At 47.1% G+C, this 21701-nt stretch carries 21 protein-coding genes; 6 read left to right on the top strand and 15 right to left on the bottom strand.

The annotated features are described in order from the left end of the window. Positions 1–83 precede the first annotated feature (83 nt). The 4 genes from TY10_RS04050 to TY10_RS04035 all read right to left on the bottom strand — a co-directional run bounded on the left by TY10_RS04050 (position 84) and on the right by TY10_RS04035 (position 3691). Positions 84–1514 carry an aldehyde dehydrogenase family protein gene (locus TY10_RS04050; RefSeq protein WP_042160836.1) on the bottom strand — a complete coding sequence of 477 codons (1431 nt, stop codon included), beginning with the start codon at positions 1512–1514 and terminating at the stop codon, positions 84–86. 327 nt (positions 1515–1841) lie between these two features. Beyond that, positions 1842–2609, bottom strand: a complete 768-nt coding sequence (locus TY10_RS04045) for an SDR family oxidoreductase (protein WP_042160834.1) — start codon at positions 2607–2609, stop codon at positions 1842–1844. Between the two features lie 110 nt (positions 2610–2719). Beyond that, the gene (locus TY10_RS04040; RefSeq protein ID WP_042160832.1) at positions 2720–3298 is read right to left on the bottom strand and encodes a TetR/AcrR family transcriptional regulator; all 579 of its coding nucleotides are present in this window, start codon (positions 3296–3298) and stop codon (positions 2720–2722) included. A 54-nt stretch (positions 3299–3352) separates the two neighbouring features. After that, the gene (locus TY10_RS04035; RefSeq protein ID WP_042160830.1) at positions 3353–3691 is read right to left on the bottom strand and encodes a winged helix-turn-helix transcriptional regulator; all 339 of its coding nucleotides are present in this window, start codon (positions 3689–3691) and stop codon (positions 3353–3355) included. Positions 3692–3843: 152 nt separating this feature from the next. Between TY10_RS04035 and TY10_RS04030 the strand changes: the two genes are divergently transcribed. After that, the gene (locus TY10_RS04030; protein WP_042160828.1) at positions 3844–4728 is read left to right on the top strand and encodes an SDR family oxidoreductase; all 885 of its coding nucleotides are present in this window, start codon (positions 3844–3846) and stop codon (positions 4726–4728) included. Between the two features lie 59 nt (positions 4729–4787). Here TY10_RS04030 and TY10_RS04025 read toward each other — a convergent pair whose 3' ends face one another. Together TY10_RS04025 and TY10_RS04020 are read right to left on the bottom strand one after the other, a co-directional pair. Next, a complete protein-coding gene (locus TY10_RS04025) occupies positions 4788–6221 on the bottom strand; it encodes an aldehyde dehydrogenase family protein (protein WP_042160826.1) in 1434 nt (477 codons plus the stop codon). Beyond that, positions 6218–7420: an MFS transporter gene (locus TY10_RS04020; protein WP_042160824.1), complete on the bottom strand. Its 1203-nt coding sequence runs from the start codon at positions 7418–7420 to the stop codon at positions 6218–6220. Before TY10_RS04020 ends, TY10_RS04025 begins: the two co-directional genes overlap by 4 nt. A 154-nt stretch (positions 7421–7574) precedes the next feature. Between TY10_RS04020 and TY10_RS04015 the strand changes: the two genes are divergently transcribed. Continuing rightward, entirely contained in the window at positions 7575–8231 is a 657-nt protein-coding gene (locus tag TY10_RS04015) for a TetR/AcrR family transcriptional regulator (RefSeq protein ID WP_052350348.1), read from the top strand. A 45-nt stretch (positions 8232–8276) separates the two neighbouring features. Here the strand turns inward: TY10_RS04015 and TY10_RS04010 are convergent, their stop codons facing one another. Then, positions 8277–8945, bottom strand: coding sequence for a FusB/FusC family EF-G-binding protein (locus TY10_RS04010; protein ID WP_042160822.1), 669 nt, complete (start codon positions 8943–8945; stop codon positions 8277–8279). 304 nt (positions 8946–9249) lie between these two features. Between TY10_RS04010 and TY10_RS04005 the strand changes: the two genes are divergently transcribed. Further along, positions 9250–10137, top strand: a complete 888-nt coding sequence (locus tag TY10_RS04005) for a pentapeptide repeat-containing protein (protein WP_042160820.1) — start codon at positions 9250–9252, stop codon at positions 10135–10137. 18 nt (positions 10138–10155) lie between these two features. Here the strand turns inward: TY10_RS04005 and TY10_RS04000 are convergent, their stop codons facing one another. Then, a complete protein-coding gene (locus tag TY10_RS04000) occupies positions 10156–11049 on the bottom strand; it encodes an SDR family oxidoreductase (RefSeq protein ID WP_042160819.1) in 894 nt (297 codons plus the stop codon). A 130-nt stretch (positions 11050–11179) separates the two neighbouring features. Here TY10_RS04000 and TY10_RS03995 point away from each other — a divergent pair, with 130 nt between their 5' ends. Continuing rightward, entirely contained in the window at positions 11180–12130 is a 951-nt protein-coding gene (locus tag TY10_RS03995) for a helix-turn-helix transcriptional regulator (RefSeq protein ID WP_042160817.1), read from the top strand. A 63-nt stretch (positions 12131–12193) separates the two neighbouring features. Here TY10_RS03995 and TY10_RS03990 read toward each other — a convergent pair whose 3' ends face one another. Further along, a complete protein-coding gene (locus TY10_RS03990; RefSeq protein ID WP_042160814.1) occupies positions 12194–12403 on the bottom strand; it encodes a DNA-directed RNA polymerase subunit alpha C-terminal domain-containing protein in 210 nt (69 codons plus the stop codon). 225 nt (positions 12404–12628) lie between these two features. Between TY10_RS03990 and TY10_RS03985 the strand changes: the two genes are divergently transcribed. Further along, on the top strand, positions 12629–13168 hold the full coding sequence (locus TY10_RS03985; RefSeq protein ID WP_042160813.1) for an NADPH-dependent FMN reductase: 540 nt from the start codon (positions 12629–12631) through the stop codon (positions 13166–13168). A gap of 75 nt (positions 13169–13243) precedes the next feature. Here the strand turns inward: TY10_RS03985 and TY10_RS03980 are convergent, their stop codons facing one another. From TY10_RS03980 to TY10_RS03970, 3 genes are read right to left on the bottom strand one after another with little or no spacing between them, the layout of a single operon-like run. Next, complete coding sequence (locus TY10_RS03980) at positions 13244–15649, bottom strand: ABC transporter permease (protein ID WP_042160811.1); 2406 nt, start codon at positions 15647–15649, stop codon at positions 13244–13246. Next, a complete protein-coding gene (locus TY10_RS03975; protein WP_042160809.1) occupies positions 15646–16521 on the bottom strand; it encodes an ABC transporter ATP-binding protein in 876 nt (291 codons plus the stop codon). Before TY10_RS03975 ends, TY10_RS03980 begins: the two co-directional genes overlap by 4 nt. A 30-nt stretch (positions 16522–16551) precedes the next feature. Next, positions 16552–17691 (bottom strand): hypothetical protein, encoded by a 1140-nt coding sequence (locus TY10_RS03970; protein WP_155985688.1) that lies wholly within the window; start codon positions 17689–17691, stop codon positions 16552–16554. Between the two features lie 330 nt (positions 17692–18021). On the opposite strand from TY10_RS03970, the gene TY10_RS03965 reads away from it, so the two are divergent. After that, complete coding sequence (locus TY10_RS03965; protein WP_042160805.1) at positions 18022–19251, top strand: hypothetical protein; 1230 nt, start codon at positions 18022–18024, stop codon at positions 19249–19251. 118 nt (positions 19252–19369) lie between these two features. On the opposite strand, the gene TY10_RS03960 is transcribed toward TY10_RS03965, so the two are convergent. From TY10_RS03960 to TY10_RS03950, 3 genes are read right to left on the bottom strand one after another with little or no spacing between them, the layout of a single operon-like run. After that, complete coding sequence (locus TY10_RS03960) at positions 19370–20131, bottom strand: aminoglycoside 6-adenylyltransferase (protein WP_238327428.1); 762 nt, start codon at positions 20129–20131, stop codon at positions 19370–19372. Continuing rightward, a complete protein-coding gene (locus TY10_RS03955; RefSeq protein WP_042160803.1) occupies positions 20097–20609 on the bottom strand; it encodes a GNAT family N-acetyltransferase in 513 nt (170 codons plus the stop codon). Before TY10_RS03955 ends, TY10_RS03960 begins: the two co-directional genes overlap by 35 nt. 31 nt (positions 20610–20640) lie before the next feature. Next, positions 20641–21528: an SDR family oxidoreductase gene (locus TY10_RS03950; RefSeq protein WP_238327427.1), complete on the bottom strand. Its 888-nt coding sequence runs from the start codon at positions 21526–21528 to the stop codon at positions 20641–20643. Positions 21529–21701 lie beyond the last annotated feature (173 nt).

Genomic DNA, 21701 nt, shown 5'->3' with positions numbered 1-21701 from the left:
TGGACAGATCTGAACATGTAAAGAACCCCGCAAAATTCGAATTCGCGGGGTTCTTTACATTCTGCTTTTCTGTTAACTGCCGGTTAATCTTGAATCAAATAGCCGGAAATCGATTTTGGCTCTAAATGCTCTTCCAATCCGTACACGCCAAACTCCCTGCCGATGCCGGATTGCTTGAAGCCGCCAAACGGGGCATTCATATCGACCATTACACCATTAATCATAACGACACCTGCCTCGATTTGAGCGGCGATCCGATTGGCTTTCTCCAGATCAGGAGTGCTGATATAGGCAGCCAAGCCATACACCGTATCATTGGCAATTTCAATGGCCTCCTCTTCGAATTGATAGGTTAAGATCGATAATACCGGTCCAAAAATCTCCTCTTGCGCAATCGTCATTGCTGGCTTCACATTGGCAAAGACCGTCGGTTTCACAAAATAACCATATTCAAGTCCTTCCGGATGCCCCAAACCGCCTGCAACTAATTCCGCACCTTCGTCAATGCCGGATTGAATATAGCGCTGCACCCGGTCATATTGCTTTTGGCTGACCATAGGTCCGATTTGTGTGCTCAGATCCTGAGGGTCACCTACCTTAATATTCGGTACAAACGCAGATACAATAGCCTTAACTTCCTCAAGGCGATGCTCAGGAACAATTAACCGGGATGCAGCCATACAGGACTGGCCGTTATTGCCGTAGCATAACATTAGCGCTAGCGGTATAGCCTGGTTCAAATCCGCATCGTCCAAAACAATGTTCGGCGACTTGCCTCCGAGCTCCAGCGTCACCCGTTTCATCGTATCCGCGGCGCCTCTCTGAATGATTTTGCCGACATCGGTCGATCCTGTAAAAGAAATCTTCGCAATATCAGGATTGCGAGTCAATTCAGCGCCCACCTCTTGTCCAGTCCCGGTTACGATATTAATGACGCCAGCAGGAATATCCGCTGCATGTAAGCATTCCGTAATCAATTGCGTTTGAATCGCGCTGAGCTCGCTTGGTTTGATGACCGTCGTGCAACCAGCAGCAATGGCGGTCGCAAGCTTGGAAGCAATATACGTGTAATTGGCATTCCACGGTGTAATTATGCCGATAACCCCGAGCGGCTCTAATCTGACGTTTGCTGTTCCAATCTGCTTGGTGAAAGCAAAGCTCTCAAGTGTTTCCTTCGCCCATATAAAGCTATTGACAGCGAGGTCGGTGAAGTTAGGTGCAGCGGCTGCAGCGCTTCCGTATTCTTCAACAAACGCTTCACTTAGTTCATCCTTTCGAGCAAGTACCGCGTCATGAAGTCTTTGCAGCATATTGGCCCGCTGCTCAACCGTCGTATGTTTGAAAGTTTTAAAAGCTTGTTTGGCGGCAGAGACAGCATCCTGTACATCTTTGGCGTTTGCTAACGTAACCTGCCCAATTATTTGTTTCGTTGAAGGATTGATGAGGGTTTGTACCTCTGTGCCTTGAGGAGTGACAAATTGTCCGTTTATATAAATTTTATCGATAATTCGCATTTATAATAGCCTCCAATATATTTCAATTTGGTATTCAGTTGAAATGTGAATGAATGTGCACGTCAGCTTCTGTCTTGTATTCTTAAAAGAAAGCAGCATCACTCCCATTAAATAAATGAACATTCAATTAAATGAAAAGAAAAAATATGTTCATTCAATGAAGTTTCATTAAGCCTGTCATTACGCCATAGGCTTATGGATGTATATTAAATGATCGTTCATTTAAAGTCAAGCGAAGCAAGACAGAAAAAATGGCTCCCCGTTCTATCCAGACAGCTGGAGGAAGCGGAGATCCATTTTTCACTTTAACGATAACAGACCATACGTTTACCAAGGCAATGGATTTTCCAGATGGAAGAAACCGCCTGTAGGTCCGTCGGCTGGTAATGTGGCCATGATGATGCTTGTGTGGCTTCCTTCTACAATGTCGACATTCGCTTTCTCACCGCCCATTTCAGTCTGAACCCATCCCGGATGAATCGAGTTCACTTTGATCGAAGTATTCTTGAGCTCGGCAGCCAAATGAATCGTGAAGGCGTTAAGCGCTGCTTTCGAAGCGTTGTAAGCAAATGTTTTCATGGAATAGAACGGCGATGCCGGGTCTGCCTGCAGATTAAGTGATCCCAATGCACTTGATAAATTGACGATTCTTCCTGCATCTGATTTGCGGATGAGAGGCAGCAGCGTTTGTGTCAGTACGATTGGGGCAAAAAAGTTCACATCGAAAGTTTCGCGAAGCTCGCCCTCCGAAATCGTGCTAGTCCGGTTAATGATTTGATGCGATGCACTCTCTGCATCTAGCAAAATGCCTGCATTGTTGATTAAAATATCGAGTTTGCCGTATTTCTTCTCCAGGTAAGCAAAAGCTTCCTGATGATCCGCATACTCATTGACATCGATCTTCAAGCCTTCCGCTTTCAAGCCTTCTTGAGCCAGCAGCTTAACGGCATCATCCGCTTTTTGCTGATCACGGCCGCCAATAATAACGTTAGCACCCAGCTTGCTTAAACCGCGTGCTGTCTCCAAGCCAATTCCTCGCGTAGCACCCGTAATTAACGCAACTTTTCCTGTCAGATCCTGAGTTAATGCTGTCATGGTTATCGACTCCTCTAAATGTTTATTGGGTGTAAGCTTGATGGGAAGCGGTGTAAGCCTATTTTTAAGAATTATCGTTCTTTAATAGGTAAAAAAAGAGGCTGCCGCTCTTATTTATTCAAAACCGTTAGCGACAGCCGGGCGATGCGATGCAGCTTGTCTTTATCCACAAAAGCTCGTCCCTGCACCCGAAACCCAAGCAGCGTATTATGCAAATGCTCGGCAAGCTCACCGGCATCCAGCTCCGTCGTAAATTCACCGGCCTGTTGACCTTTAACAATGATATCGGTTAACAGCTGCTCCGTATTCGTAAAACCTTGGAGCGCTTTATTCCCTATCTCCGAATCACGGGGAGCCAATTCTACTGCCGTATTCACCAATAGACAGCCAGGAGGCTTATCCTCGTAGCCTTCGATCATAAAGTCGAATAAAAAACGGACCGCCTGCATGGCACTATCGGTACGGGCAATACCGCTGCTAAGCTTGGTATCTATACTGTCAGAATATCGCTCCATCACTTTCAGGAACAATGTACGCTTATCTCCAAACGTGTCGTACAAGCTGCGGCGATGGATTCCCATATGCTCGACGAGATCATTCATCGATGTTTTCTCATAGCCTTGTTCCCAGAACAACTGCATCGCTTTGAGCAGTACTTCATTCTCATCAAATTGTTTGCTTCGCGCCATTAGTCTTCCCTCCCGCAAACTCATCATACCATTATGAGAACGAACGGTAAAGAATTAATTTTTAGCAGCTTTCTGATCCATATAATACAATCCCCAATCCTGGATATGAAGCAATACCTGGTGCAGACTTTGCCCAAGCTCAGATACTGAATATTCAACCTTAGGCGGCACCTCATGGTACACTTTCCGGTTAATTAAACCGTCTTCCTCCAATTCACGCAGCTGCAACGTCATCATACGCTGTGTCACCTCGGGAAAAATTCTTCTCAGCTCGTTGAAGCGCTTCGGCCCGTTCGTAACCAACTGATACAATATGATGATCTTCCACTTGCCGCCGATGAGCTTAACTGCCGCTTCAACCGGACAGCCTCTATTGGAATTTTCCATTTCCATCCTATACTTCCCCTCCAGGTATAAAAAAAGATACTACATATAAAAAATGTGCGTACTTACGCAATAGCCCGCTATCCACTACTATGGTTATAGCATACAGAAACGCGCTTTAACAGTTTAATTACCATATAAACCTTGGGAGGACAATAATAATGACAACAGCAAAAAAAGTTTTAGTCTATGGAGCAGCGGGCGTACAAGGCGGTGCCGTAGCGGATAAATTGCTGCAAGCCGGCTTTGAGGTTCACGCATTTGCCAGAACGGCAGAAAAAGCAGAGCAGCTGCGTTCGAGAGGAATACAGGCGCAGCAAGGAGATTTGAATGATTATGAAAGCTTATTGAAAGCACATCAGCATGCCGATATCGTTTACTTGCAGCTTCCCGTAGATTATCGGCCCGAAGCTGTAAAACAATACTTGAAAAATGCAATTAATGCCGCCAAATCAGCACAAATTGAGCTGCTGGTTCTCAATACAAACGTCTTTGTTCCAGATCAGGTTACTGATGCGGTTGCGATCGAATTCAAACGGGACTTAATGAACGAAGCTAAAGAAAGCGGCTTGCCGGTCGTGTCCCTGCAGCCTACCCTTTATTTGGAGAACCTGTTTGTCCCAGGCGTCTTCAACGGTCAAGTGCTTGCTTATCCCGTTCCGGCGCAAGAGCCGCTGGCTTGGGTCAGTATCGATGATGCTGCGCAATATGCCGTGTATGCGATTCAGCATCCTGAGCTTGCCGGGCAAACGCTCCCTGTCATTGGCCCCGATTACTTAACCGGTCAACAAGTAGCTGCTCAGCTTGGTGAAGTGCTAGGCCGTTCAATCGCGTTCCATTCATTAGCCACTACGGATTTTGAAGCTGCGCTTCGTCCGCTGCTTGGTGAGGAAACAAGCGCTGGCTTGGCAGGATTATACGAATGGATTGGAGCTAACAGCTCTCTTCTGCCTAAACCTGTTCAAGCTGCTCCAGCAGCCGAACTGAAGCTTACCTCCACATCTGAATGGTTTGAGAATGCTGTGCAGCAAGGGATTTTTAAATAATAACGGCAGCAAAGAGAGAGAGAGCAAGCCATTACGGCTAGCCCTCTCTCTTTATTTGCTTAGGCTTGCTTTTTGTCATATCCCGTTATCGTCTTCGTCTCCAGACATTCCTCCAAGCCATACACGCCGTATTCCCTTCCGATACCGGACTGCTTGAAACCGCCAAACGGCGCTTTCATCTCAAAGCCTGCCCCATTAATCGCAATAACTCCTGCCTCAATTCGTGAGGCCACTTCGACTGCTTTATCCAAATCGGGTGTGCTAATGTAGGCACCCAAGCCGTAGCTGGTGTTATTCGCGATTTCAATCGCTTCATCAATGGTTCCATAAGTTAAAATTGACAGTACAGGACCAAATATCTCTTCATTCGCAATGGCCATCTTTTCCGTCACATTAGCAAACACGGTTGGCTTGACGAAATAGCCCTGCTCCAAGCCTTCCGGACGCCCTGCCCCGCCTGTAACCAATTCCGCTCCTTCATTAATGCCCGACTGAATCAGCCGCTGCACATGCTCATACTGTTTTTCAGTCACGATAGGACCAAGTATCGTATCCTCTGACCACGGATTTCCCACTGTTATCGTCTGAACGGCCTGTTTCGCTAATTGTTTGACCTCTTCCAGCCGATGCTCGGGTACGAGCAGTCGTGTGCCTGCAACGCAAGCTTGCCCGTTATTCGTAAAACAATGACTGACCGCTGTCGGTATCGCGATACTGAAATCGGCATCATCTAAAATAAGATTCGGCGATTTGCCTCCGAGCTCCAGTGTAACCCGTTTCATCGTATCTACCGCACCTCTGCGAATTTCTTTACCTACCCGCGTTGAACCGGTAAATGAAATCATCGCAACATCGGGACTACGTGTCAATTCTGCACCAACCGTATGGCCTAGTCCTGTCACGACATTTATGACGCCGGGAGGAAGATCCGCATCGTGGAAGCACTCAGTCAGCACTTGTGTCTGCATAGCACTTAGCTCACTGGGCTTGATTACAACCGGACAACCGGCTGCAATTGCCGCCGCCAGCTTCGCTGTAATCTGCGAGTAGCTGGCATTCCAAGGCGTAATAATTCCAATAACGCCAATCGGCTCCGCAACTACTTTGGCCTTCCCGATGTATTGCACGAAATTGTAGCTTTCCAGCGCTTCTTTCGTATCTAATAAGTTGTTTGCTGCTAGCTTGACCCTGCCCGTCGCCGCTCTTTTTGGAGCGCCATACTCATCAATATTCGCTTGAATCAACCGGTCTGATTTTGCCAATATGGCATCATGAAGCCGCTGAAGCATTTGGCTTCTTTCTTCCACCGTTGTACGTGAAAATGTCCGGAATGCTTGCTTGGCTGCGGCAATCGCAATTTTCGCATCCTGCTCATCACCCAGTCTTACATGGCCAATGATTTGTTCGGTCGCAGGATTGATTAGGACTTGATATTGTTCACCGGATGGATGGATAAACTCCCCGTTCACATAAATTTGTTCAATAGACTTCATGATTGTACCCCTTCTCTCTTCAGCATTGTAGTTTTGGCTCTATTCACTCTTACAAATATGAAATACAGGATGACTGCTGCAATGAGCGCTTCTGCAATAAGCATGAACGCTTGCCGGCTGGAGTCCAGATGAAACATCGTCTGCACCCCCTGCATGAACAGCGGGGTGAAAAACTGAAAAGCATAAACAAAAGACAATAAGATGGAGATTGCTGCAGTTAGACGTTCTGCAGGTACTATTTCAGCGGTTTTGTTAAAAGTTAACGGAAACAGCAAGCCTTCAGCAAAACCAATAAGCAATACGGCTAAAGCAGCCGTCCATACCGAATGGGCTATTGCAAATACAGCAAATCCAGCCGCCATTGTAATTAGCAGGACAGGAACGAGCTTCTTACCGAAAAACGTGGAAAGTACTGTGACGGAAACTCCGCCGATAAAAGCCCCAATCAATGACAGCGCTGATAAATAACCGACTGTCGTTACGCTGCCGATGTGATTATCGGTCAAATAAAAAGACAGGTTCGTCGGAATTAGGAAGTACAGCATAGCATGAACTCCGCCTGCAACGGCTACCAGATAAAAAAAGCGGGGAATCTTCGTTTTAGACGTATTGACTAGGGTGTTGATTCCATCTGCTGCCTGAGGAAATTTAGGCGGAAACTTGGGCAGAAACCACAGTACAGCAATAAGCAGGACAATGGCATACACATAGGTCAGAAATACGTTGCGCCAGCCGTATGATGCGATAATGCCGCCTATGGATAGGAAGACAGCTCCTCCGATGCCGTTAATTGCGGTAACAAAACCGTTCATTCGCATCCTTTCCTGACCCTGAAAGCTTTCTGCGATCAACGCGTTGAAGGCTGGTGAGATTAAGCCGATGCTTAATCCCAATAAAGCTCGAAAGGCAAGCATGACATTGAAGGAATCTACAAACGCTGGACCGATACCGCCAATCAAGTAAAGCAGCAGTCCGACGACTAGAATACTTTTGCGTGAAAATCTCCTCGACAGGTACCCTGCCATGAACAAGGTTGGCAATATAAATAAGGATGACACCGTAATGAACCACTGGATAAGCAGAGGGTTCGTGTCTGGAAATGCGACAGCCAGCAGCTTAACTGCCGGCGCAGCGATCATTGTGCCGAACGTTGAGGTCACCGCCAAAGCCAACAACGCTATTTTTGAACGAGTTCTCATTGTTACAATCTCCTCTCTCGAAACGCTGATTCAAACAATAACACGACAAATAAATAAAGTAAACACTTTTTATGTTTTTTGTCTATTTTATCTTTAAAGTATATATCATTCGAGTTTTACTGTATAATAAGATGAGTGTTGAGGAGGGAACGAAATGAGTAAGCCAGAGCAAGATGTACGTCTTAAACTGTCAAAACGGTTAATATCTACAGCGATCAAGGATGGATTTCAACATTTGCGTATGGACGATATCGCCAAACATATGGATGTCAGCCGGGCCACCATGTACAAACACTTCTCCTCGAAGGAAGAAGTTATTGAAGCCGTCGTGAGCGTATTTGTGAATTATATTGAGAAGCTTGAAGCGCGAAGCTCTGACGATGACGAATCATCCTTCGGCCTCTGGTTCCAGCAGCTCTTTGAGCAATCCGTGTCACTTGTAGGCAAGATAACAGAAGCATTTTTAAGGGATCTCCAGGGCAGCTATCCGGACTTGTACGATCAATTGAAGGATACGCTGAACAGGCGCGAGAAGGAAACGTTAGCGTTTTACCAGGACGGCAAACAGAGAGGCATATTCAATCCCATTAACGAGAAGTTTCTTTTGCTGCAGGACGACCTTCTGCTTCGGGAAATTATAAATGTGAAGTATTTGCTGTATAACCAGCTATCTATCCAGCAAGCCTTGCATGATTATTATCAGTTCAAAAAAATTCAGCTGTTCAGGGCTGACAAGCTGTCGCTCGTCGACGATGCGAGGATTATGCCCATCATTGATCATATTGTGGACAAATTTAACCGCAATTTATAGAAAAAGCCGCGATCCTAAGGATCGCGGCTTCTTGTTATTTTACAATTAATTCTTATATACAGTGGACGTTACATCTTCGATAAACTTCTCAAGCTTACCGGTATCCGTAACATTTCCGTTGCAGGTTGCGCTATTCAAGCACATATACTGGCCGATCGCTTTGTAATAGTCTGGAGACGCATTCGCCGGTTTGGATTTGGTTATTGCCGTAAACAAAGCAACCTCTTCCAAGCGATTGCAAACGAAGCAAATCGTTTTTTTGTTCGCCGGCGTAATTCTTCCTTCAACCCCAACAAGCTTGCCGTTCAGGTGATAGGCGAGAAAACGTCTGCTGCTTGCGACATCGCTCCAGCCCAGATATGTGGTATAGCGGTAATCCACTTCATTTAAATCTGGAAGCTTAAGCTTCTTTATTTTGGGAAACAGCTTCTTCAATTGCTGATCCGTTACCGGAGTAAATTCCTCGAGATAAGGTACCAGAGAGTCTATATACTGTTGAAATTCTACTGCGGTTTTGGTTGTCGCGCATTGCTCCAGCAGCTGTTTTTGCTCTTCGGTTGCGTGTGGGAACAGCTCCGTAATGGCCGTTAAGACCCCGGTACGTACAGACTCTACGATTTTCAAATCGGATACGGTCGTGCAAGCATTTTGAAGTGTTTTAATCTGTTTCTTAATAAAATTAAACTGATGGTTTCTAATGAATGGTGTATTCATGCTTTTCAGCTCCTTATTTATATGTTGTTGCCAAATAAGGTGCAAAGCCCATTATTAGAAACGAAACGATCAAAGGGCGACCATCTTAACTATTCAATTGTGGTCCCCATGCAAAGTATTCGCCCTAATATTCGGCTCTGCATGAGTTTCGACTAGCAAATAGATTTTCCATCCCGATCGACCTCCCTTTCTCCCCCATTATAATTTACAACCCTCTTCCCTCGCAAGGCTGCTGAGACGTAATTGACGAATTGGAACAACCGTAATAGGATGGAATAATGAGAATAAAAGGGAGTTTAGAACAATGTCTGAGATAAATTCTAACGCTTTATCACTAACCGATCAGCGTCGCGCCGAGCTGCTTGGCGACTGCGAGAACTGCTTCGGCTTATGCTGTGTCGCTTTGCCATTCGGGGCATCGAGTGACTTCGCTGTTGATAAAGATGCGGGACAAGCCTGTAATCATCTGCAGCAAAATTTCCGCTGCGGCATTCATGACCGCCTTCGCCCCCAAGGCTTTCGCGGCTGTACGGTGTATGACTGCTTTGGCGCCGGGCAAAAAATTAGTCAAATAACATTCAAAGGACAAAACTGGCGGGAAGCGCCGGATTCTGCGAAGCTGATGTTCGATGTCTTGCCTGTCATGCGTCAGCTGCAGGAGCTGCTCTGGTATATCAATGAAGCGTTAACCTACCCGGCAGCCCGCTCTCTGCATGAGAAGCTGGCCGACATGTATGAACAGATCGAGCGTTTAACTCTGTTAAGTCCGGAAGAAGTTATGAAGCTCGACATCATTGCCCATCGAATGGAAGTCAATGAGCTGCTGCTTCAGATTAGCGAAGAGGTTCGCCGCACCGCAGCTTCCAAGGCCGCGCCCCAATCGAAGGGCGGGAAACGCACTAAAAAGATCGGCCGCGGGGCCGATCTCATCGGAGCAAATATGAAAGGCGCCGACTTACGGGGCGCTAACTTGCGAGGCTCGTTGCTAATCGCCGCTAATTTCGCTAATGCCGATTTGCGCGGCGCCGATCTGATCGGAGCCGATTTCCGGGATACGGATCTCGGTGGCGCCGACCTGACCGAAAGTATTTTTCTAACACAATCCCAGCTTAATGCTGCCAAAGGAAATCATGCTACGAAACTGCCGCCTTCGTTATCGCGGCCTGCCCATTGGACTGCTGTCGCCAGATGACAGCAGTCTTTTCTATATTTATTCTCCCTGAAAGATACCTAGCTTCTTGGCATACCTTCCCCAATGCGGAGAGCGCCCGTCAACATCGGTATAGCCATAAGTTTCCGACAGATCCCAACTCGCCAGCGTTTTCCCCGCATTCTCGGAGACGTTAGGGTCAGCCGCCAGCTTAGCAACACCTCGCGCTAGAAGATAAGGCGTTTCTGACTCTCCGAAATGCTCGGCATCGGGAATTCCGCCATGCACTGCATCCTGCCAGTTCGCTTCGGTCACTTTAAAATGCTCCAGCATCTCCTCCGATCTCAGAAAACCCGGCGTAACGCAAAGTGCCGTCACTCCTGTAGCTTGCAGGTCGGCTGCCATAGCTGCTGCCAAATGAATAGCCGATACTTTCGCCAAGCTATAGTAAAGATTTCCCCGATAGTTATAACCGGTCCCGTCCGTCACTTCGATAATGAGACCGCTCCCTCTCTCCACCATCAACGGAGCCGCATAATAGCTGTTATACATATGCGAGCGGACCGCACGGTCTTGCACGAGCAAGCCTTTATCCAGCGAATGCTCCCAGAACGGCTTTTTCCAGTCGATAAGCTGATCTCCTCCCCATATGTCGTTGACAAGAATATCAAGCCTGCCCTGCTGCTCTTCTCCAATCCGCTTGAACAGCTCCTGCACCTGTGATTCCACCGTATGATCGACTTGAATGGCGATGCCAACTCCGCCTGCGGCTGTCACCATTTCCGCCGTTTCATCAATGGTCTCCCGCCGGTTCAGGTCCGAAGGCTTCCCTTTCACACTGCGTCCCGTGCAATATACCGTCGCTCCAGCCTCACCCAGCGCAACGGCAATCGCCCTGCCCGCTCCCCGGGTTGCTCCAGCTACAACTGCGATTTTACCTGCTAATGTTTTCATATAAGCCCTCTTTTCCATCACCTGTTTTCTCTACTTCCTAATGATACCGCCATATATATGACAACCTCTGTCATCATTATCTGCTACAATGAAATAAATATGATTTGCCGAGGAAGGGCTTGAACACGCGATGAAAAGTGACAGATTGCTATCCATCTTACTGCAGCTGCAAAATTACGGAAAGCTTACGACTGGCCAGCTGGCCGAGAAGCTTGAGGTTACGAAACGTACCATTATTAGAGATATGGATGCACTCAGTGCGGCTGGCGTTCCCGTATATGCAGAGCGCGGGCCGCAAGGCGGCTGGACGCTTTCACCGCAATATAGAACGCAATTAACGGGAATGAAAGCGGAAGAGCTGGCTGCGCTGTTCTTCAACTCGCAAGGCGGCCTGCTTCAAGATTTGGGGATGCATAAGCATTATGAACTGGCATTCGAGAAGCTGCTTGCCGCTTCTCCCGATTCCGTTCGCCTGAACGCCCAGACGGTCAGGCAAAAAATTCATATCGACGGCGCGGGCTGGCATCAGTCGATTGAAACGTTTCCTCTGCTGCCAACTATTCAGGAGGCGGTCTGGGAGGAAAGAAAGCTGCTCATTACGTACCAGAAAGACACGGAAACAGTTACCCGTGTCATCGACCCTCTTGGGCTGGTCGCCAAACAAAGCATCTGGTATGTCATTGCAGCCGCTGAGGGGATGATCAAGAGCTACCGTATTTCCCGGCTGCTGACAGCGGATAAGCTGGATGAGCATTTTTCTGCGCCGGACAGCTTTGAATTGGATACCTTCTGGGAGCAATCCACCATGCGGTTCATTCGAGAACTGCCTCGCTATCACGCAACTATTGAAATCATGGCACCGGAGTTTGATGCATTCAGGCAGCGCCGCTATTTGCAAGTCATCAGCCACTCTCCCCCGCGTGAAGGCATGATCACAGCGGAAGTGCAGTTCAATACGATGGAGTCAGCGTGTCAGATCATTCTTAGCTTTGGAGCAAGTGTGATAGCCATTGCTCCCCAGGAGCTGCGTGATAAGCTAACCGAAACGATTGAAGCTATGCGAGATGCTTACAGGAACTGATTCACAACAAAGAGGACAACCCCGTGTTCGCACAGGTTGTCCTCTTCGTATTGAATAACCGGGCTATGACTTGAATGACATCCCCTTTGCAGTCAATACGGCACTAAGTTCCGGCATCGACTTTGGTCCCAGCCCATGCAAACCGAGCAGCTCTTTCTCGCTCCGCTCCGCCAATTGCTCCAGCGTCGTAATTCCGGCTCCCCGCAGCGCACGCCTGGCCGGCTGACTGATTTTGACGAGCTTATCCAGCTCCGTTTGATCGATTTCTGTCATTATTGCATCTCCTCCTCAATATTGCTGCTGCAGCTTTAAAGGCTTGTTTTTAAAATCACAAAATTTTGTTCAAATTGTAAATTACAAACTTTATGTAAGTTTCTTGACTTTATTAATCAAATCCCTTATTATTGTCTCATATTCCCAATACTTCAATTCATCAAAGCGAATAAGAAACGATGATGACCGGGAAAATAAGGGTAGACAAATAAGGAGGAAATACGAATGTCGAAATTAAATATCGGGATTATTCTGGGCAGCACACGTCAAGGGCGCGTTAGCCCGCAAGTTGGCGAATGGGTAAAAAGCGTTGCGGACAAACGTGATGACGCTAACTATGAAATCGTAGATATCGCGGATTTCAAGCTTCCGTTTTTCGGTGAAGAAGATGCAACTGAGCAAGCTGCCGCTTGGAATGAAAAGCTGAACAGCCTCGACGGCTTCGTATTTATCGTTCAAGAATATAACCATAGCATTACTGGCGTATTGAAAAATGCGCTCGACTTCGCTCGCGAAGCATGGAACAACAAAGCAGCAGGCATCGTGAGCTACGGCTCCGTTGGCGGCGCTCGTGCTGCCGAGCATCTGCGCGGCATTCTCGGTGAGCTTTCCGTAGCTGACGTTCGCGTACATCCTGCATTGTCGCTGTTCACAGATTTCGAGAACGGCTCGGTATTCAAACCGGCTGATCTGCATTTGACTAACGTTAACGGAATGCTTGACCAAGTGCTTGCATGGAGCGGCGCTCTCAAAGTATTGCGTTAATCGAGTCGGAGCAAATGATTGATAAGAAACCCTGCGTTTAATATAAACGCGGGGTTTTTCTGTGCTTTTACAGAGCTACGCCCTTTTCTGGATTTGCCTGAATAATATGACTGCCATAATGATAACAGCAGCTGTCAGAGCGATCAAATAAATAGCCCGATGCTCTTCAAGCAGCACATAGGAATAGGATTTGAACAACACATTCCCGGTAAGCATTGGTGTAATGAGCAAATAATCGAATTGCCGGATACCAATGATCCCTAATAAAATTGGCAGAGCCAGCAGCCCCGTTGAAGCAAGCATGACGGCGATCAGACTTTTCAGCTGGACAGAAATCAGTCCTATCATGAATATAACCATTAATACTCCAGCGAAACGGATAACACCAATGAGCATTAAATATTGCAAAATAGACATATCCAGCGTTACATGTGAAAGATGCTGCATACTGAAGGCTGGTGCTTGCACTGCCCTGCTTCCATAACCGCCCAGCACGCTGACAATCCTCGTTCCATAGATGACCGCATATACGAAAGCTCCAATGAGCAATGCCAACGTCATTTTAATATAAAATAATTTCCCTCTTCCATGCGGTGTAAGCGAAACGATGCGGTTCATCCTCGTTTGAAGATCGTAAGTAAATATCGGTGAAATCGCTGCGATCAGCACAACGACGAGCAGCAGTGCTAAATACAGATCCTCGCTCACGACTCGCTGCGTGCCGTCCGTCAGCAGCAAGTACCCCGCGTCATGCAGGAACCACCCTTTTATCCCATATTGCTTTTCCATATCCCGCAAGTAATCGGCTTGTGCCTTTACTTTATCGAAAGCATTTTTTCGATCCAGCATTTTCATCGCATTCATTGTGCTTCCGGCTTCGCCAGAGGAGTGGGAAAGCTCTGTGATCGCCGCATCGAACTTTTGCTGCTCCTCTTGCAGAAAAGCTTTCTTCTCCGGTGTCAGCTCGCCTTCCAGCTTAAGCATGTATTGCTTGTAGTACAAGTCATCTTTGCTTTGAATGCGTTCAACTACCGGCTCGTAGCTGTAGAGCTGAAAACCGATAAACACGACCATGATAACCAACACTTTATTGGCAATCGCTATTTTATAAAATTCATGCCGGAAGAGACTTACATGCGCGCTATGCCCAAAGACTCTGCCCCACTTCTCCTGCAAGGATACGCTCCAATCAGATCTAGACAGATGAGACTTTTGTCTGCAAAACGTACGCACTGTTAACGAAAACAAAGCAATACTAGCCGCAATTACTGCAATTGGAAAGCCATCACGATAATTGATAACTTGACCCAATAGATTCAGATTCACATAAGTGCTGAATAACGTATACGTATTCAGAAAGCTGACGAGATTGATATGCTTCAGAAAAGCCATTAAAGAGCTTGGCGGAACAAGGTAGTAAAAAAATGTGCTGAGGCCAAATACGGCTACAATGGTCATATAGACCGTTATTGATTTTTGGCAAATAACGGCAATGAGCATCATCACAAATGCTACAACTATATAGACGAAAAGCTTAGCCAGCAGGAATAGCAGGAAATACTGGCCTACTGATATTTTCCACGTCGATTCATAGAAGCCTTGTACGGATTGAATCGTTCGGCTTAATTCTCCAAACCCGTAGGTTTGAAAGGCCATGGCAAAATTAGTGGCATACAGCAATAGCTCGATAACAACGCATATAGCCGCGAGCACAAATAGCTTAGACACAATTAAAGGTGCCCTGCCCTTATAAGTCGTTTTCACCAAGTTAAGAAGCTGCTGCTCCTTTTCTCTCGTCACCATAACCACTACCGCGATCAGAATAAAGAATACAGCAATGAGATCCGTAGGCAGAAACTGCGTCGCCATCGTCACGCCCTTTGAACGTTCAAATGAAAGCTCGACTCCCGATAATCCGGCGTAGTCATTCGCTGCTTTTATTACATATTTTGAAGAATAGGAGCCTTCCTTGGCGAAAATAGAGATCGAGGATAAGATCTTCGCATCCTCTTCCTTTTGCTGCAAAAAGGATGCATAGCGATTCACATTTACCGATTGTTCAAGCGCCTCCTTCGTAAGCAGGAGCTCTTCGTAGGAATGATTGGTATACTTCAAATAGCTGCCGCTTGTATAAGAGGAGAATAATGCTTCAATATCGATACTGGGGTACCGCTCGGCTAACTGCCCTTGAATCATGCTTTCGCTTGTATATGCCGTATTGCTCAGCATCGATTCCAAGTCTATAATCGCAAGCAATTCCGCGTATGCACGCTCCAGCATGGCTTCGATCTGCTTGCTGGGCAAACCCTCATAGCTTTCATAGAGCTGATTATAAGCAGCAGGCGTATAGGGAACAGCTTGGCGATTATTGTATTCATCCAGATAGATCAAGACGCCATTTAGAACGATTAACCCTGCAGTGAGCAGCAGCAGCGCCCGAGAGGAAAAGATTTTCATCCATTCATATTTGAAAAGGTTCACACCGTATCCTCCGAATCAAATCTATATAAATATAGATCCTCCAGCGTCGGCTTCACTTCGGTATATGCGTAATGATCCGGCTTCTCGTCCGAGACGATTCTAACCGTTATATGGTCGATTTCTTTCGCGATATTGCCTATTTTATAGTGCTGTGCCACGTCAGCTAATCGATCGGAAGTCGTTTGAATCTCAAATACGACGCCTTGCAATTCATTGGACAACTTATAAGGAGAGCCGCTGCCGATTAACTTGCCTTTTTGGAGCAGCAGCACTTCTTTCGCAATATACTCGATATCGGTTACCACATGCGTCGCCACAAGAACAATTTTATTAAAGCTAATTTCCGATATTAAATTCCGGATGCGTATTCGTTCCTTAGGGTCAAGGCCAGCAGTCGGCTCATCCAAAATCAACACTTTCGGATCACCAATGAGCGCCTGGGCAATGAGAATTCTTTGCTTCATACCGCCAGAGAAATTACCGAGCTTTTTATATCGCTCCTGCTGCAAATTGACTAACGACAGCAGCTGCGGAATTTGCAGATCCGCTTCCCGCTTCTTCAACCCTTTGAGCGCTGCTATATAATAGAGAAACCGTTCCGCTGTGAACGTATCATACATCCCTTGCTGCTGAGGCATATAGCCGAGCACCTTCAAATACTTTTTCCCCAGCTTGCTGATAGGCTGTCCGTTGTAACGCACCACACCGCTGCTTGGCAGCAGATTGTCCGTCAACAAGCTCATAAACGTCGACTTCCCTGCCCCGTTTGGCCCTAATAAACCATAGACTCCCTCTGTAAACGTATACGAAAAGCCATTCAAAGCGAGATTCGAGCCGTATGCTTTCGTTAGCTGCTCCACCTGCAATTGCAAAGCTCAACGCTCCTCCCCGACACGCTATATTCAGGATTTTTTCATCGTAATATACTGATTGCTGCCCGCGATATAATCCTCAATCGTCATATATACTTGCTGATACTTGCCGTCTATCATCTTGCCTGCTGCCAGCCAATTGTCGAATGCCAGTATCGGGAAAGAAGTATCCGGCAGGTTAATTTCGATGACTTTATTTTTCTTGAAATCGTAATAATATTTGGTTTCATTCTGAATGCCTTGTGAAAAAAACAATCCAGTTCCCGGCAAAAGCCCGTTATTCAAAGCATAAATGGTTTCACCTTCAAATAAATCGGTCTGTTGAAAATCGTCTAAGCTTACCTGGAAAACCTTCGTTTGTTGTTCATTTATAAAGTAGGCGTAAGAAGCATCGCCCTCCATGGAAATCCCCGGATAGTCTTTACCCTCCAAAATCACTTTACTCTCGCCTGTCCGCAACTGAATCTCGTAAAACTGAGCTTTTAGCAAATGTACGCTTTCTTCGATTTTCAACTGACCCTGTACAAGCGCCTCTCTCTGTTCCTCCGTCATTTCTGCATACACATACCGGTAGCGCAGTTTATCATCTGCAAGCGATATGGAGTCGATAGACGAACCGCCTTCATAATGATGCTGCTCGCCTAACTCGGTGACCTTGCCCGCCTCCAAGTCTACACGAATGATGGTTAAAATTTGATTATCACTTCCAGCTGCACCATTCTCATCAATGATGTACTGAACACCAGAGAAGTAGGCTTGTCCATCGTGAAAGAGAACATTTCCGGAAGAAACTTGCCAAGGAATGGAAGCGATCTTCTCCCTGCCATCTACTTCCGGTTTCATTCGATACAAGGTCGTTTCGTTCACACTGTTCAAAACAAATGTATAAAGATTATCTTTATAGATGGCCGTTGCAACAATTTGATAACCATCCGTATCGTATTTATAGTAGGGATTGTCCTTGCATGCCGATTTGTTTTGACATAACAATGCTGCCGATTTCCCGCTTTTGAGATCATGGAACCATACGGTCTCGTCCATTACTTGGACGAAGCCTTGCTCGCTAATGCCGCCGGCAACTTGAGACATAACGGCAGATGCAGTTGTGCTTCGTTCACTGGAACAAGAAGCGAGAACGGCTGTCATCATGATCAGTCCAACTATCATCACGCAGCGTAAACCTCTCGTTTGGCAATCTCGCATTGACTTCCCCCTCCATTAATTGCGAACAAGATTTATTTTATATATTTACTACTATATGGTTAATGTTGAGATATGTATAGATTTGAACCTTATAAAATCATGTGTGGTCAAACGGATTTCAGGTGTATTTCTACTGTTTTTAGAAGAAGGAATACGAGGTTTCGGCGCTTTATTTTATCATATTGCCAGTGTGCTTACTCTATTGTTTTTACAATCCGCGAATGGGTTATTTGGTTGTTCATGCCATCCCATTCAAGTTATACTAATATAAATGAATGTCATAAGGAGTTTTTAACGTTGAAGCAGCCAAACCTAAAGCAGCAACCTGTGAAGCGGCCAGCAATCGAATCGTCTCGGCCTAGAACGGGCACAGGCTCCCAGACCTCGACATCCCTGCTCTCCCTGCAGCAGCAAGTCGGGAATCAGTTTGTGCTGCAGCTTATGGGATCAAAGCCAGCCGTCAAAAGGGGCCGTGAGGAATACGAGCAGCTAGATGATGAAAGCGAAGAACTAGAAGAAGAACAGCAAATGGCAGTTGACGAAGAGGAAGGTCTGCTGGAGGAAGTACAAGCTAAGGATGCAGAAAAGAAGATCGAGCAGCCAGTCAAAAAGTTAAGAACTGAAGCAAATATGTCCTCAGGTTCTGAACTGGTCCAACTCGGATCGGATGAACAAATCGAGGAGTCTGACGAGGAGACTGACAATGAATCGACGGTGGTATGGGAGGGCAAACGGCCCAGCTTTACAACAGCCTCCAAGCGGGCCGCCTTCATCTCGACAAGCCGCGATCCTAGTTACGGCGTCACAATCTCCGATTACCGCAAGCCGAAACTCACTGAAATTAACGGTGCCATGCCGCACCGCATGTCATACAATGATATCCGCAACAATGCCCTGAAGCTGATGGAAGGCAAGGAAACGGCTACAGACTTTAATAGATGGACAGACCGGTTCATCACCGCAGGCCAAGAAAAAATTGATTTGCGGAAAAAAGAGCAGGTTGGCAAAGGTTCCGACGCCCAGCTTAAGCAGCTAATCACCGATATGGAAACATCCCAGCAGCAGTTTATTACAGCAAGGAATAACCTTGCGTCTAGTCCAACGAATAAATCCGTGTTTGAAGCTTTCATTAAGCAGGCCAACAGCTTCCATGCCAATGTGCCTGATGTGGGGCCTCACTTTGGCGTCAACAACCCTGTGCAGGAAAATGCGCATATGCATGTTGAGACAGTAAGCGAACCTCAACCGGACACTACAGCTTCTGGCGATGGCGGAGCTGATAAATCACCGGCTCCGCCTAAGCTTACCCGCCGTCTGTCGATTATGAGCAGGCAGGTCCGCCGCATGTCGATCGGCCGTATAAGCGCCTTTCCTTATAGCTCGGACGGCAAGCTGATTACAACTGACGGTTCAACTGTCAGCCTGGACGATTTGCCGAAAGAAGACCGCGAAGCTATTGAGAAGCATAAGAAGAAGACCGTAAAAGGCTACGATCCTGATTTCAAATTTGGCAAGGATGCAGATTAGAGCCAAGATGCGTAACAACTTCAAGTTAAAGTGACACTAAAAAAGTGGAGTCGTCCGATGAACGACTCCACTTTTTAATGTCAGCATATACTAGCGGCGAGCAATCCCTCTCTACTCCTTAATTACGCACGATTGCATGAGCCCTCAAGCCTTCTATAAAGCTGGTAACACGCTTGTCATCCTCTTCCGGGTAGCCAAAGCCAAAATACTCCGCTACGACAGCAGACGTTTTGCGGAACAATGCAAATGAACGAAATAATGCGTCCCACATTTCTTCATACTTCCCGGTCGCGAATGTCGCCATTAGCTCATTCCAGCTCTCCCCGGAAATATAATGGTCCAAATATTTGCCGTTTTTCCCCACGCTTAAAGTAAACCCGGTAGCGATGCCTGCTTCCCATTCCAGCATCTGAATGAGCATTGGCCGCATAATCTGATTAAGATGATCCTGCGCAAACAGCATTTCCTTCCGCCATAGCCCTTTCGCTACATAAGTAGACACCCACCAGAACTCATTGCAGCAGTCGGCGAAAAATGCGGCGGACGGCCGTTTCACCCAATAGTCTTCATCCGAAGGAGGCGGCAGTTCAGGCAGCCTGTTATCCTTATCCATTAAAATAACTGTCAGCTTATCATCATTCCTATACTTTTCAAGCTCCTCTAATGGAATAAGAATCAGATCAATGCGGTTGCCGTCTGTAAACAGCATCAGATAAGAAAACCAGTTGCCCAAATCAGGAGGAAACATGCTCATGGCCTCAGGAGTCTGCAAAATGATGCGCTCTCCAGCATTTCTTGATTCGATCTCATGCCGCAGGTGGGCCTCCTGTTCACTAGAGAAATCACTAGTCCAGCTTTTTATAATAATAGATTGTGGCATCCAGCCCGCCGTCCGCTGAACGTGCGTAATCTGGTATACGGCCAGCCTGAACATAGCCAAGCGAAGAATAAAGCAAATTGGACGGATCGCCTTCTCTGGTGTCGAGCACGAGAAGCGTCCGCTTCTCTTGAACAGCCTGACTCTCGGCGGCCTGCATCAGCAAGCGGCCAATTCCTTTGCGCCGATAATCAGGATGCGTCATCAGCTTGGCAATTTCTGCCCGGTGCGATCCGTTTGGCTTCGTGCTGAGCTGAAGCTGAATGCTGCCAACGATACGTCCTTGCAGCTTCGCCGCCAACAAAATGACGCCATCACCGCCGGGTACCTCTCTCCAATATTTCAGGGCAGCACGGTTGTCAAGCGGCGGCAAAAAACCGATCGATCCGCCATCCTCTACAATTGCGATCAGCAATGACGCTAGTTCTGCCTCAATAGTGCCCTCTACCGACTTCAATTCCTCTACTGCGACCGATGTCATTGCTTCACCTCCCCAATCTCTTGCTGACCCGTCACACTGGATACTGAAACTTCGTATTCTGTTCACTCCATTCCCAGAAACGTTTCGCTTCACTCGGATTGGCAGCAAGCTTGGATACCGGAGCCGGTGCTTTCCGGTAATAGTATTGTCCGCTGGTCTTCTTAACTTCCTCACTATCGGAGGCTGCCAAGTAAACAGCAGTGGCGGAGCCTTCCGTCACTGTCAGGAAAAATGGCTTCAGCAGCTTATGCAGCATCGTGCCGAACCCCGTATTCCGGTTCACACCGATTTGTGTAGCTACCGCTCCGGGGTGCAGGGCGTTGACGGTCACTGCCGAACCCGCTTTTTTAAGCCGCTCAGCCAATTCCTTAGCAAACCAGATATTCGCCACTTTGGAGCGCCCATAGGCAGCCCAGATGGTGAAGCTCTTCTCCATGTTAGGATCATCGTAGCGCATGCGTCCGATTTTATGAGCGCCAGAGGATACGACGACGATTCTTCCTTCTTCGCTTCGTTCCAATAGCGGCAGCAGCAGACCCGTCAGCAGAAAATGACCCAGATGATTGACGCCGAGCTGCCGTTCGAAGCCGTCTTCCGTCACTTCGCGTTTCGTTGTTACAACGCCCGCATTGTTAACGAGAACATCGATTTTATCACAGCGCTCCGACAGGCTGGCGGCAGCTTGGCGAATGCTTGCCATGGAAGCCAAGTCACAAAGCACCAATTCGGCATCACTCCGCCCGCTTTTCTCATTCACTTCCCGGACTGCTTCAAGCCCTCTTTCCTCGCTTCTCGCGAGCAGGAACACCTTCATCCCATGCTCGGCGGCAAGCAATATCGCCGTTTCTTTGCCCATTCCTGCACTAGCCCCTGTAACGACGGCTATACGCTTTGACTGGTTCATCTGGTCATTGGTCATTTTCGCTGCACCTCTTTCTTCTTCTATTTGCTACTATTATACAGGAGCGGCCAGCGATATGAAAATATTAGGAGCTGTTGTGCGACGGGACGAAGTTTATCGCTCTTTGCTTGCTGCAATAAAAGCAAATGTAGGCAGCGGTTTAATGCCATGTGTCTTCTTCGCTGCTTGAA

Source organism: Paenibacillus gorillae, assembly GCF_000513275.1.
In the GTDB taxonomy this organism is placed as follows: domain Bacteria; phylum Bacillota; class Bacilli; order Paenibacillales; family Paenibacillaceae; genus Pristimantibacillus; species Pristimantibacillus gorillae.
The sequence above is the reverse complement of the archived record's forward strand: the minus strand, read 5'-3'. Positions and strand labels throughout refer to the sequence as shown.